Here is a 14883-nt window from a genome sequence, read left to right as displayed (position 1 = left end):
TAACACCTTTAAAAGAGTTAGCCCCCTCCTTCGTCGGGGTGACAAAAAGGAAAAGATACAACAACAGCGGGAAATCCTACAAACAAAAAGCCCTCCGAAAGCATCAAAACTTTCGGAGGGCTTTTTGTTTAGGTCAAACGGTAGGTTGTGAGCAACCTACCTCACATGTATTTACTACAGCTCTGCGACATTGAATCGTACTTGAATACCACCAGAAGTAACCGAGCGGCGATACGAGTTAAGTACATACGGGTTGTTAAACGTACGGTCGAAATAAAACTGTAAGCTCCACAATTTGCTCACTGTATAGTTCAACTGCGGGCGCAACTGGAAGTTATAATTTCCTTGAGTAGCCGTAGGAGGCTCTTCAAAACGGCGCTGAATCGCCCGTGTATCTCTGATGGTAAAGCTACAGCGGAACTGCAAATCATTTTTCAACTTCTTAAATTCCCCATTGATACGGAACGGAATTCGTACGTTGTTGCGCGTGAAACCAATCGTTGCCGTTATGTCACGGTTAAACAGCTCTGCCACTTGTGAGTTCGACAAATTGAGTGCCACGTTACGGTCTTGGTTGTAGCTAAACTGCATGTCAATCTTATTCTGCGTACGGGCACGAATCCCAATCAAAGGCGCAAATTTCTCCGATAGTGAAATCGTACTCATCACAAACACAGGAATGGCTTGACCATTATCTCCTGGTAAGATTGCCAACGGATAGTTCATCACGGCAAGGTTGACATACATCGACTGATAGTCGAGTGATGACGTAAAATTCCCCACGCTATACGTCGATTGATAGCTATGCTCCAAGGTAAATGAGCTAAATATCTTTTTGAAAGCCCCCAACTGCGACAACCCGTTGTAGTCCACTCGCCAGTTTGGCATTGGGAAACCAAGGAATGGGTTGGTACGTACTTTTGAGGGGTCTTTCTTCGGATCTTTACCATTGTAAGCCGCAAAAAACGCCGCAATCAGTACATCTTGTGAATTAACATTGTATTCACCCAACGTAGCATTAGGATTCTCACGCAGGCGCTTTTCGGTCAAAATCGTCACAAAATCTTCGCGATAGGCTTTGAAGCGGTCGAAAATAGGTGACGTATTATCGCTATTAATTTTGGCAAAAGCCGTTCGGAACGACATAAATGACATTTGGAAATTACCGTTACGAATCGGGCTTTGGACTTCGTAAGGCCCACCTGGAGTCGATGGCCGATAAAACTCTCGATAGTCATCCCCTCGCGTTAAGGTCGCCGAAATTTGAACCCGAAAATCTTTGAACGGTTCCAAACGGGTGTTCATTCGGAACGTCCGATTGAGCGTCTGCATAAACGGTAAGTTGAGCATCGTACTTTTTGTCAACCAACCTTTATCGGCAGCTTCTCGGTGGAAATTACGGTCCTGACTTCCCAATACAAAAGGTAATCCAGGGGCATTCATGGCCGCATCTAACCCAAATCGGTTAGGGTCATCGGGCAAAAACCCTGGCAATGTCGTCGTTTCCTGGCGCGAATAATCTACGTCGATACCACGCACCGTCATCAACAAGCGCGTAATGTTTTTCAGCAATTTGCTCGGTTCACGATTTATTTCTTCATCATCCCCTGGGCTACGCGCAAAGTTTTTCCGCTTAGGCGACGGTGTATTGGCAAAACGTAAGTAGCGAAGTTTGTTGTACAACATCACAAAATCGACTTTCCCACGAATGCTTCGGTCTAAGCTATTCCGAATGGTATTTCCGTAAAAAACACCTAGTGTATCGCTGATTCCGAGTGAATTGGCTTGGTATTGATAACCAATATTATGGCTATAATCAGCCGTCATCCAGTCGAGCAACGGGATTTTATCCAACGGCAAGCGGTAAGTCAGACGTAGTTTTTGGTCAAAGTTTTTAGTCCGTCCAAATCGGCGCAAATTGTTCCAAATTGAATCTTGCTTTGCTCGCGTATCAATGTCACCTTGAGGCTCATCCACCACGGCATTGGCCAACGCACTGTAGGATAACATGATGCTCTTGGTCAAGTTCCACGACACATCGTACGAACGATTGAACAAGAAGTATTTTTCGTACAACGGAGACTGCCCCAATGACGTCAAATCACCTGTTCGGTACAACGTCCGAACAAAACTACGGTCGGCATCGAAACGCACTGCCACTTGGGTTGGCAACAACGAAAGATTAAACTCTTTCAACAACTCTAGGTAAGGACGTTCGAGGCTTTTTACAGTCTTGAACGGCGCCCAAGGTTTTTGCGGGAAACTGTATTGGTACACTACTCCACCTCGGTATTGGCGTTGGGTATAATCTGCCAACAAACTACTGCGGCGCGTTTGCTCATTGAAAGCATAGGTAAACGAGAAGTTTTCAATGTCCCAGAGATGCCGTTTGGCATTCGGCCCTACTTTTGTCTTTCGGACGTTTGAGAAGTTGATCCCCCGTCGTTCCATTTTTTCGACTGCCGAATTTTCTAGCTGCATCCTGCGGGGGTCATTCTCAGCATAATTGGCCAACGAAGTCGCCAGAGGTGTATCAGGGTCGTAAGGGTTAAAATGAGGACGTACTTCGCGCAGGTCGTAGTTGACATACACAGGAATTTTAAAGCCCCATTGCTGTGGTAAAAACTTATCCAAAGCCAACGCCGACGACAAGCTAAACTCCGTGGTGTTGTCACGAGAGCGGTCAGCGAGTTTTTGCTGAACCCCACCAAAACCAAAGGTTGTCCATTTGCCAGCTACTTGAATCGTACCCAAATCTGCCAGTTTAATATCAGCCCTAGCGATAGCTGCCGTTCCCGATTGGTTTTCAAACCCTTGCACGTGCAATTCATTCACCCAAATACAGAAACTTTTCGCCGCCTGGTCATCCGAACGCGGGTTTCGCAAGCCAATCATGGTCACCATGATATTACTCAAATCGGGCCGTCCTACTACCGTAATTCGATAGATTCGTCCTAACGCATCGGTTTTGGTAATGGTATAAGGTACGGTCAGCGAAGGAGCCGTTTGTCTGTCGCGCTCTTGTTTGGCTTCAATGAGCCATTTCATTTCTATGTCAATCTCGTTTTGCTCAGGCCATACTTGCTCTGGAATATCAGTATTCGGGCGAGTCGCGCGTAATTTCGTTACTTCAACTTCATAATAATGCTCCGTCACATCCGTTCCCAAACGCAAGAAAGCCGACACTTGACCGTCTTCGTCTTGATCGTTGTGCATGTGGACAAACATTTTCAAACGCTCACGGAAAAGCATGTTTTGACTTGTCACGTTTTTGAACGCCGCCCGAGAATCACCATCACGAAGGTTGGTCACGCACAAGCTCATGGCTTGTTCGTTCAATGGACGTTGGTTCGGCGTGGTATAATCGACGTCACGCTGCCAACCTGGAGGCACAGCATAGATTTGTTTCTTCGTATCTGAGCCTGCTACTACCTTCGAGCTGTTTTCTTCGGCACTTACGGTCGCAATCTTAAATTGAGCATCGTAAGGCTCAGGCACTTCTTGCAAACCTTTGGCATTGAGGTCGCCTGTATATTTACGGTATTGCGTTGCCACCATTTGAAGTTGAGCAAAGCGAAGTACCACAGGATTATCCCAATCTGTCATGTACAGACGAATAAATCGAATGGATTTAAACCCGTTGATATTACCCACCTTGCGCGTAAACTCGCGTACGGGAATACGGAACAAATACCAGTTAACATTGTCTCCTGCCCCGTTGGAAGCGGTTACTTTATCGACGATGTACGGTTTCCCAACGTCGAGTTGGCCAGGTTTTAGATCAACCTCATACTCATAATACGCTTCTTGGTCGTTGATGGTATTGTCGGTATTGAGGTCTTCTCCGTCGGGTAAGTTAGTAGCCGCTTCGGTAATCGCGTTAGTACGTTCAAACTCAGGGGTATTGTTTTCCGTCCCCATGTAATTTTTATAACGCTCTACAATTTTCTTATTGGCGCTATCGGCTTTGGCACTAAAATAAAACTCAAAGTCGTCACCCGAGGGGTCAGCCGCAATTCTTTGACGGGCTTCTGTCTTTAAATCGGCAGGTAAACTTTGAAGATAATTATTAAAGAAGGTACGTTCTTCGGCGTTATTCAAACCATCTAGCCCAATATCTTGCTTCTCACGCGCGCCAGGCTGATTGGTAAAGGCATTAATAATAAACTGTTGACGAGTGCTGTATCCCCAAGGGGTCTGAGCTACCGTTGCAGTTGGTTGAGTTGCCGTAGGAGTCGTTGTTTTCTCTCCAACAGGCAAGCCATTCTCGAAGTCATAACGCCCGTTTTTCATCACGTCCTCTGAGATTTCTCCCAAGTTAAAAAACAGCTTCCCTCCCGTTACGTTATTTTTGTTAACAAAGCCATCTTTCACAACCCCATTCACCCCTTCTTTGAATGGATCCATCATCCAAAATTCCAAGATTTCGACGTTGGCATTGTCAAAGTCCACATCAGATCCAATGGCACGGGTAATAGCCCCAAAGTTCTTACGGGGATTGCGCAAGCGCCCGTCAGGATCAAGGTCTGGGTTATAGTTGTACTGCCCACGCTCGCTCGGGAAGTAAGCAACGTCGAGAATATTTTCTGGCAAATTCACTAAGTACAAGCCCCGTCCTGTGAAGATTTCTTGCGGTGTAAACAAGCGCTCATACACGTTGTTAAAATCTTCTTGAACAATATTGGGTCGTTGCGGAAGGCCAATCTGGGCATTGGGAGAAAACGAAATATCAATGGAATAGGCAGAAATTTTTGCCCGATTGTGCCCATATTCTAGCGGATTAGCGAGTGTTCCCTGAGGAAATTGTTGAGGAGTTCCTCCCATCCGCCAGCGGGTTGGCTGGCGGGTAAGGTCGTACTGAGTACGTGCCGACTCAAAGTCATCGACCACAATACGATTCCTTACCTGTGGGTGCAAACCTGCAAATGACTGCGCAACCTCGCCCTGAAACTGAATACTTGACATTTCTTTGGTCTGAATCAACGGCAGTTTATCCAGTAATTTTGTCAAGAACGGCGCGTCTTTGCGGAACGTAAAGTCGGCCCCAATAATGCTGTTGCTGACGGGGTCGTTGCCCAAAGCGGCACGCGTCAAAAACCCTGCGGGCGTTTCGCGTAAGCGCATGGCCGTCATCCCTACTTGCACGTGGCGATTGATGGTATAATTGAGACGAGTTCCTAACAAGGTACGAATCTGGTTTTGGAACAAATCGGGCTGTTCGTAGCAAACTTCAATATCACGGCCTGAGTTAATTACACTTTCGTTCATAATTCGCACCGCCGACTGTCCTTCGACCATGTAATCAACGCCTGGCGTAAGTTGAACGCCGCCCGCCCGCACAATCACCGATTTTTCGGACACCCCGAATGGCAAAGGCACCGTTGCCCCTCCCATCGAACCTTGGTACGAACCTTTCAAGAAATACTTATTTTTCTCCGTAATCTGCTGTGCATCAATCTGGGTAGAGCGATAGAGTTCATTAAAAACGTACTTGTTGGCAAGCACTTCATCGCCCGTAAATTGTTTGGCTAAATTTGTTCCAAATGGCTCCAACACTGGAAAAATAATCCGTCCGTAACGGCTATCAACGGTGGTACCGTCAATAAAGTCAAAGTTTCCGTCCCCAATAGGTTTGCGGTTATTGTCCAAAACGGGGTCATTGAGGGGGTTCAATTTATCAAGCCCCATCACGCGTAGCAACGGGATATTGGCAATAGGCCCTTCCTGTAAGTTAGGAATATCCATCCCCGTTATATCATCCTTATAAATGACTCGAAGTTGAAAATTCTGTTTCCCCAATTGTGTGGTATTGAGCGAATAGATGTTTTTCATCATCAAATTCCACATGGGGTGATTGGTATTGTTACGAATCGTCGATGATTTCAACAATTTCAATACCAATATTTGGTCTTCAGGACGAGCCTGGTAATCTTCGGTCAACTCCCCTACTTTATATTTTTGTCCGTTAAGGGTATATTCATAAGCAACGGCCAAAATTTCATCGTTCCGAAGGGGTGTCAAAAGCGACATATAGCCCAGTTCGGGATGAAACTTAAACTCCCGCTCACTCAAACGCCGTGCTCCTCGCAACACATCATAGTCATCGCCACGGCGAAGGTTGTACGACTGCTCCATGGCCGTACTTGTTTGGTCGGCTTGGCGTACGTTGGCATCTGTCGTAATTTTTTGGTACAACCCATTCGATTTATTGTCCAACGGGCGCGTTGCCGCAATCGGTTGAACGTTCGGGTTGGCGGTATTAAACGGCTTAGGTTCACCCAAATCAGACAAACCGACAAGGTTACGCAGGGTTTCGGTGTTGTTGGTACGGTTGGTCACATATACTTCCAAACGCGTAACTGTTACTCCCGACATAATCATTGGCAAGTTACCCAACCAACGCTCGTAGTTCTCGCGAAAATATTGTCCTAAGAAAAAGTGGCGGTTTTCGTCGTAAGCATCGGCACGAATCTCAAACTGACGGTTTTGGGCTCCTCCCCGCAATGTAATACACTGCTGACGAGAGCGTTGTTGTGAAGCTACGACCGTCGCGGTTAAACGTCCAAAACGAAGGTCAACTTTTGCTCCAAACAAATTCTGTACCCCAGGAATCAACTGAGAAGGAATTTGCCAGTTGACATTCCCTGCCTGAATACCTTGAATAATACTTTCGTTTTCGGGAATATAATCAAGCGGGCCAGTTCCCATTTGACCGACACCCATCCCTTGTTGATTTAAGCCATTCTGTACCCCTTGGCCCAAACCCGCCCCGTTGGGCATGTTAGGCACATTGGGCAGGTTTTGGTTCACTTTACCTGGACGGTAATCGAGTTTCAGCTGATTTTCAAAATTGAAACTCGACTTGGTATCGAAGTTGGTCAACAAACCCAATTTATCGCCAATCTTCCCATTGAAGTTGACGTTGATTTGTTCGTTAAAAATAAAGTTAGTAGCCCGACGCTGACGAATGGGAATAAGCGGGTTATCGGTTTCTTGGTGCATGACGCCAAAATCCAACAACACAAAGCCGTTGGGTTTAAAGTCAATACCACTACTGCCAAAGATTCGGTCGAACCCTGGTGGCAAATCCAATTTAGGCAATAAGCCCTTGGCTCCCAACGCCCCTTTTCCATCTTGCTTCGATGAATAATCACGCCAGAGGTAATTAAAAACACGACGATCCTGCAACTTCTGAAAATCCTCATAGGTCATACTCAGAGGATTACGGTAGTTGAGTGGCGGCGCTTTAGGATCACCTATACGCTCATAGACCGACATTCGTCGGTTGGTGTCTAATCGAAACTCATTGGTGAGGCTTTTAGGCTCACGTAAAAAAAGTGAGGAACGAGGAGGAACATAATTGAAACGATTGCTTGGGCGATCGTCCCAACGAGAGTACAGAAATCGCCGACTTTGACGGTTCTCACGGCTAGTGTCTTGAACGGCTGTTCTCCGACTTTGGTTAGAAGTCTGAGCCTCAGCAGATTCGGCACCCAGCCACAAGGCGGTTGACAAACTGGCGATAGCGTACGATTTAACAGAACTAGAATAGAATTTTTGTGTAATAATGCCCACGATGCTTCAACGGTCTTACGTACTCAAAAGCTTAACGGCCAAAACCTTGCCAATCGTCTTTGAGTAAACGGATATTTTTAAGAAAGCGGGCTAAAGATAGATATAACTGTCGAAAAAAGTAAATTCTTCGTCAAAAGCCCCTATTTCAAGCCTGTCTAATTAGAGATTTGGGCTATTAGTTTGATTAACAAATAAGCATATGCTCAAAAACTAGCCATAGACGACTATTTAATGATTTTTTTACAATAAAATAACATATATTTTAAAATATTTTTTTAAACTTCATTTATTTTTCCGAGTTTTACACACGTTTTTCGGCGTTTCGCACTATTTTTATGCCATTGATCTGTTCCTATCACACATGACATCATTGAATCGCAGACATTTTATTAAAACCACTTCAATGGCAGGCGCGGGAGTTTTAATGGCTCCCGCTGTTTTTGCGAACTCCTTCCCGACGGTTCGCGTACCAGCTGCCCAGCGTAAGTTCAACAGTTCGACGATTGAGGCTACCATCAGTCGCATGAAAAACGTCATCAAAGACCCCGAATTGGCATGGCTCTTTGAAAACTGCTTTCCCAACACGCTCGACACCACCGTTCATCATAAAATAAAAGACGGCCGCCCCGACACGTTTGTGATTACGGGCGATATTCATGCCATGTGGCTACGCGACAGCACCGCTCAGGTATGGCCTTATTTGCCGTTAATTAAGCAAGATGAATCGTTGAAAAAACTCATTGCGGGGGTAGTCAATCGCCAAACAGAGTGCATTTTGATTGACCCGTATGCCAATGCTTTTAACGATGGCCCAGGGCATAGCGAATGGTTGAAAGACCACACCGATATGAAGCCCGAATTGCACGAACGTAAGTGGGAATTGGACTCACTTTGTTATACGGTTCGGCTCGCCTATCACTATTGGAAAACCGCCCAAGACACGAGTATTTTTGACGAAAAATGGCTCAAAGCCGCTCAGCTTATCATTGCTACCTGCCGCGAACAACAACGCTTAAAAGGACGTGGCCGCTACAGTTTTGGACGAACCACCTCGTGGTCAACGGATACTGTCCCAGGTAATGGCTATGGCAACAACACCAAACCCAACGGACTCATCCACAGTATCTTCAGGCCATCGGATGACGCGACATTGTACCCATTTTTGATTCCATCGAATCTATTTGCCGTCGTTTCGTTTCGCCAACTGGGCGAAATTGCGGAGACCGTTTATAAAAATGCTGCATTTGCCCAAGAATGCCGTGCGTTTGCCAACGAAGTCGAACAGGCCATCAAAAAACACGCTATTATCAACCACCCAACTTTTGGGCCAATGTACGCGATGGAAGTGGACGGATTTGGCAACTGCCTTTTCCAAGACGATGCCAACGTTCCCAACTTACTCGGTTTGCCTTATTTGGGCGCTGTAAACGCCAATGACAAGATTTACCAAAATACGCGGCGGTTTATATTGAGTGACTCCAACCCTTATTTCTTCCGTGGAAAAGCAGCCGAAGGCATCGGCAGTCCACACACGCTGGTGAATCAGATTTGGCCGATGAGTATTATCATGCGGGCCATGACCTCTACCAACGACCAAGAAATAGCCGCCCAGCTTCGTTTCTTGAAATCGACCCACGCAGGAACTGGCTTCATGCACGAGTCGTTCGACAAAGACGATGCCTCGAAGTTTACCCGTAAGTGGTTTGCGTGGGCCAACACACTTTTTGGGGAACTTCTCCTGAAAATTGAACGAGAACGCCCGCATTTACTCAAAGCATAGTCCGCTCAATTTTAGCCATTTATGCACCCAATACCTAACTTATAAACACCCAATCTCTCAAGCCTCCTCTGGGGGCTTGGGGACTTTTATGCCCTATGAAAAAATCACTTTTCTCGATTGGAATCGCGTTATTGAGCCTTACCGCCTTGGCCCAGCAGCACTCAGAACAAAACCACAGCAAGTACATTGCACCCTCTGACCCTCAAGTAAAAACCAAACTGGCACAGTGGCAAAATGTAAAGTTTGGCTTACTCATGCACTGGGGAACGTACAGTCAGTGGGGCATCGTGGAAAGCTGGAGCTTATGCCCCGAAGACGAAGGATGGTGCGAACGCCGTGGGCCGTACAAAGACAATTGGTACGAGTACAAAAAAGCATACGAAAGACTCCAATACACGTTTAACCCCACTCAATTTGCTCCTGAAAAATGGGCGACTGCCGCCAAAAATGCGGGGATGAAGTACGTGGTTTTTACCACCAAACACCACGACGGGTTCTGTATGTTTGATTCTAAATACACCGATTATAAAATTACCAAATCACCGTTTAGCACCAACCCTCGTAGCAACGTAGCCAAGGAAGTTTTCGGGGCGTTTCGCAACGAAGGCTTTATGGTGGGGGCTTATTTTTCAAAACCCGATTGGCATACCGATGATTATTGGTGGTCGTATTTCCCGCCTAAAGACCGTAACCCATCGTACCATCCCAAAAAGTATCCTCAGAAGTGGGAAAGCTTTAAGAAGTTTACCTACAACCAGATTGAGGAATTGATGAGTGACTACGGAAAGGTGGATATTCTTTGGCTCGACGGCGGCTGGGTTCGTCCGTTTAGCACGATTGACACGACCATTTCGTGGCAAAAAACCATTCCTTTTGACCAAGACATCGACATGGCCAAAATCGCCAAACGTGGCCGTGAGTTACAACCTGGGCTTTTGGTTGTGGATAGAACGGTATCAGGTGAGTTTGAAAACTACGTAACACCTGAGCATCAGATTCCTGACAGCTATATGCCCATTCCGTGGGAAACTTGTATGACCATGGGCGACTCTTGGAGCTATGTACCAAAAGAAAATTACAAATCAGCGCGAAAGTTAATTCACATTTTGGCGGATATTGTTTCAAAAAATGGCAATTTGCTACTCAATATCGCTCCTAGCCCAGAAGGTGATTTTGATGCCGAAGCCTACCAGCGTTTAGAAGAAATTGGCAAATGGATAAAGATAAACGGGGAAGCGATTTACGAAACTCGCGGCGACAATGTGGTTGGCAAACAAGGGAAATTTGTATTTACGCACAAAGGCGACAATGTGACATACGCCATTTACTGCGCCGACGAAAAAGAAAGCTTTCCGCTGTCGTTTGACCTTGAAAAAATAAACTTGACCAAAACGTCAAAAATTAGCCTTTTGGGTTTTCCTGACAACTTAAAATGGGTTCAGAAAGACGGCAAAATTACGGTTCAAGTTCCTCAAAAATTGGCTCAAAAAGTCCCTAGCAGTTACGCTTGGACAATAAAAATAACAAAGTAAGCAAACAAGCACACCTGTAAGGTTTTTGAAAACCTTGCAGGTGTAAAACGTTCCAAATCAACCTAAAACCATGAAGTCAAGAAGAAGTTTCCTCCGTTGGTCGGCGTTAAGTATGCCCCTTTTATCAATGGGAAAAGTATTTGCTAAATCATCGCCATCAGTCGTTACCAAACCCATCGTCGTTTCGACTTGGGACAGCGGCTTGCCCGTCAACGCGGTGGCATGGAAAGTACTAAAACAACCCAACAGCCGCGCCCTTGATGCGGTTGAAGCAGGTGCTCGTTCGATTGAAGATACCATCAATTGCTGCGTTGGCTTGGGAGGCAACCCCGACCGCGAAGGCAAAGTGACGCTCGACGCCAGCATCATGGACGACAAGTTTAACTGCGGGTCAGTAATGGCATTGGAGCAAATAAAACACCCGATTTCGGTCGCTCGCAAAGTGATGGAAACGACTCCTCACGTTCAGCTTGTGGGCGACGGAGCACTTCAGTTTGCCCTTGAAAGTGGTTTTCAGAAAGAATCAGGTAAACTGTCGGCCGACGCCGAAAAGACCTACAAACAGTGGCTTAAAAAATCAGAATATAAGCCTGTTATCAACATCGAACAGCAACAGGGTAAAGGCCAAAAAACCAAAGCTGGCCACGGGCCTTTTGCACCTAATTTTTTCGACGATGGCAGCTTTAACCACGACACCATGGGTACCATTGCCATGGACGCCACGGGCAACCTCTCGGGAGCTTGTACGACCAGCGGCATGGGTTTCAAAATGCGCGGTCGCGTCGGCGATTCGCCCATTATTGGGGCAGGTCTGTACGTGGACAATGAAGTAGGTGCTGCTACGGGTTCTGGTCAAGGCGAAGAAGTGCTTCGCGTAGCAGGCGCTTTTTTGATTGTTGAAATGATGCGCCAAGGCAAAAGCCCCGAAGAAGCCTGTAAAATTGCAGTAGAGCGGATTGTACGTATCAACCCCACCAAAGCCAAAGATTTTCAGGTAGGTTTTATCGCTATCAATAAGCAAGGCGAATACGGCGCCTATTCTCTCCATCACGGGTTTAGCTATGCCGTTACTCTCGCCGACGATGGTGGCAAGGTGTTTATGGCCAAGAGCCATTTTCCAAAAGCTTAATCAAACCCCAAAAGCCGTCGCTCGTCTCGCATGAGTGGCGGCTTATTTTTAGCCCCCCTCTGCGTGCCCTATCTCTGTCTGCATTTGTGAGAAATAGCTTTCCACACAGAAAGCCACAGATAGAGTCTCACAGAAAACACATAATTTTTCTGTTTCTTCGATGAAAAAATTATTCATTTTCTCTCTTTTTCTTACTCAATTTACGTTTGCCCAATACCAACCCAACTGGCAAAGCCTCGACCAGCGCCCTACGCCTACGTGGTTTGAAGACGCCAAGTTTGGGATATTTATTCACTGGGGCGTCTTTTCTGTTCCTGCGTGGGCGACAAAATCCAACGCCGATGGCTTTGGGAGCGGCTACTCGGAATGGTACTGGCAACGGCTTTTTGCACCTAACCTCAAAATTCATCCTGAGTTTGTGGAATTTCACAAAAAAAACTACGGCAATCAAACGTATCAGGATTTTGCCCAAGACTTTAAAGCTGAACTATTTAGCCCCGACGACTGGGCTAAAATGTTTGAGCAAGCGGGTGCTAAATACGTAGTACTCACTTCCAAACACCACGAAGGTTTTACGATGTGGCCTAGCCCGCAGTCGTGGAACTGGAACGCCGTTGATGTAGGCCCTCACCGTGATTTGGCGGGCGATTTGGCCAAATCAGTCAAAGCCCGTAATCTTCGGATGGGATATTATTATTCACTGTACGAGTGGTTTAACCCTGTCTATAAGTCGAACGTCAATCAGTACGTCAACGAGCGCATGATTCCTCAAATGAAAGACCTGGTATCGCGGTACCAACCCGATGTCTTATGGACCGACGGCGAGTGGGATCATCCTGCTAAAACGTGGCGTAGCGAGGAGTTTTTGGCGTGGCTCTACAACGAATCCCCCGTTAAAAACAGCATTGTTGTCAACGACCGCTGGGGCAATGACACCAAAAGCCAACACGGGAGTTTTTACACTTCCGAATACGGGCACGGCGGAGCTGACAACAAAGAGGTAACGGGCTTTGTTCGTCCTTGGGAAGAATGCCGAGGCATGGGAGAATCGTTTGGATACAACCGCAACGAAAATCTCGATAGCTACCAAACGGGCGAGCAGCTCGTCCATCAACTCATTGATATTGTAGCCCGTGGAGGCAATTTACTGCTCAACATCGGCCCCACCGCCGACGGTCGCATTCCCGTGATTATGCAAGAACGCCTGCACGAAATAGGCAATTGGTTATATGTAAACGGAGACGCCATTTACGGAACACGCAAGTGGGAAAAAGCCCCGCCGTACACCAAAGACTCGCAGGTTTATTTTACCAAAAAAGGGACTACGTTGTACGCCATCACGCGAAAATGGCAAGACGAAATTGTAATTCAGAATGTTGCCAAACCATCTAACATTCGATTGTTAGGATTTAAAGGGGAGGTGAAGTATAGCTACAAAAACAACGTGTTACGGATTATAACCCCTTCTGTCAATCCAAGCAACATCCCTTGTCAATACGCTTGGACGTTTGAAATAACGCCCTAAAACAACCCATCCTAAATAAAATGCCCTTCTGAGCGAACAAACACTTAGAAGGGCATTTTGGTATTATTATTATTCCTTTTTAGTCCACAAAATCACGCACTTTGGGGCGCAAGAAAAGAAGTTGAACCACGACAATCGCTAGCACTACCCCTGCCAAAAGTGCAAAATCTCCTGCCAAGCCGCCTGAATCGGTCGATTTGCCTAACCACTCGGTGATAAGTGCCCCCGCCATGATTCCCATCATGTTCATAAAACCATAGCCCGTAGCACGGTATTTGGGCGAAACGAATTGACACAAAATTGGCATGTTATTTCCGTCAAACATCCCGAAACCTAAACCAAAACACATTCCTGCCGCAATCGCGTGGGTAATCGTTGTACCATAGGCAATGAGTAACAACGCAGGGATAGTCAACACCAAACCAATAATACTTGTATAAATACGCCCCCGCAAATGCTTTTGTACCCAACGGTCGGATAAATATCCCCCAATGATGACCCCAATCAACGACGACAAGGAGGTAGTTATCGTGGAAAGTGGGCCAGCCTGCCCCATTTCTATGTGTAACTTATCGGCAAAGAGCGTAGGCAGCCAGTTTTTCACCGCCCATCCTGGCAAACTTGGCACCGAGAAAAGCAGCAAAATCAGCCAGAAAGCGGGGTTTCCAAGCAGTACGCCGAGCCCTTTGAGCAATGGTACTTTTTCTTGATTTTTGAGGCTTGCCGTTTCTTCGATTTGTTCACTTTTATTTTTTTCTCGTAAAAAAACAATCAACACCACCGCATACGCCATCCCAAGCATCCCAAACGACTGGAAAGCGGTATTCCACGAAAATTTATCAGCGATTGTCGCCCCAAAGCCTCCCAGCGCTTGCCCCATGTAGTTTCCTGAAAGGTGAACTCCAATCGCCATTGAGCGGGTACGTGAGGAGTGAAAATCGGCAATCATGGCCAAGCCCGTCGGCATGTAAAGCGCCTCACTAATCCCCATCAAGGCCCGTAAAACGTACAATTGCGAAAAAGAAGTAGCATACCCCATCGCAAATGTCACTCCCGACCAAACAAACAAACTTCCAACAATCAACCACTTACGATTCAATCGGTCGCCGATCATTCCCGCTACGGGGCTCATAAACGCATATACCCATAAAAAAACGGCCATCAATCGGCCAAAATTAGTTGCCTGTTGAAGCTCTGCAATGTCGATTTGCATGGAAGGCCGCATGGTGGCCAACATCTGGCGATCCATGTAATTGAGTAATGCAACGACCCACAGCAGGCCGACCAAAATCCAAGGGTAACGGGAAGACTTCGTCATTAGTTTTAATAGAAAGGTTGAAGG

Annotated in this window: 6 protein-coding genes; 4 read left to right on the top strand and 2 right to left on the bottom strand. The window is 46.4% G+C overall.

Translation table 11 applies throughout. The features are described 5' to 3' along the window. Positions 1-174: 174 nt before the first annotated feature. Positions 175-7575 (bottom strand): T9SS outer membrane translocon Sov/SprA, encoded by a 7401-nt coding sequence (gene sov / locus AC23N5_RS29415; RefSeq protein ID WP_487758264.1) that lies wholly within the window; start codon positions 7573-7575, stop codon positions 175-177. A gap of 361 nt (positions 7576-7936) precedes the next feature. Here sov and AC23N5_RS29410 point away from each other — a divergent pair, with 361 nt between their 5' ends. The 4 genes from AC23N5_RS29410 (at position 7937) to AC23N5_RS29395 (ending at position 13541) form a co-directional block, all read left to right on the top strand. Continuing rightward, complete coding sequence (locus tag AC23N5_RS29410) at positions 7937-9355, top strand: glycoside hydrolase family 125 protein (RefSeq protein WP_487758263.1); 1419 nt, start codon at positions 7937-7939, stop codon at positions 9353-9355. A 95-nt stretch (positions 9356-9450) separates the two neighbouring features. Beyond that, positions 9451-10887: an alpha-L-fucosidase gene (locus tag AC23N5_RS29405; RefSeq protein ID WP_487758262.1), complete on the top strand. Its 1437-nt coding sequence runs from the start codon at positions 9451-9453 to the stop codon at positions 10885-10887. A gap of 70 nt (positions 10888-10957) precedes the next feature. Beyond that, entirely contained in the window at positions 10958-12016 is a 1059-nt protein-coding gene (locus tag AC23N5_RS29400) for an isoaspartyl peptidase/L-asparaginase family protein (protein WP_183975193.1), read from the top strand. A gap of 160 nt (positions 12017-12176) precedes the next feature. Beyond that, positions 12177-13541, top strand: coding sequence for an alpha-L-fucosidase (locus tag AC23N5_RS29395; protein ID WP_487758261.1), 1365 nt, complete (start codon positions 12177-12179; stop codon positions 13539-13541). Between the two features lie 79 nt (positions 13542-13620). Here the strand turns inward: AC23N5_RS29395 and AC23N5_RS29390 are convergent, their stop codons facing one another. Then, the gene (locus tag AC23N5_RS29390) at positions 13621-14859 is read right to left on the bottom strand and encodes an MFS transporter (protein WP_487758260.1); all 1239 of its coding nucleotides are present in this window, start codon (positions 14857-14859) and stop codon (positions 13621-13623) included. Positions 14860-14883: the final 24 nt, after the last annotated feature.

This window comes from Runella sp. R5_40, assembly GCF_057652295.1.
Note: the sequence above shows the minus strand (reverse complement) of the source record. Positions and strands in the feature narration are given on the sequence as shown.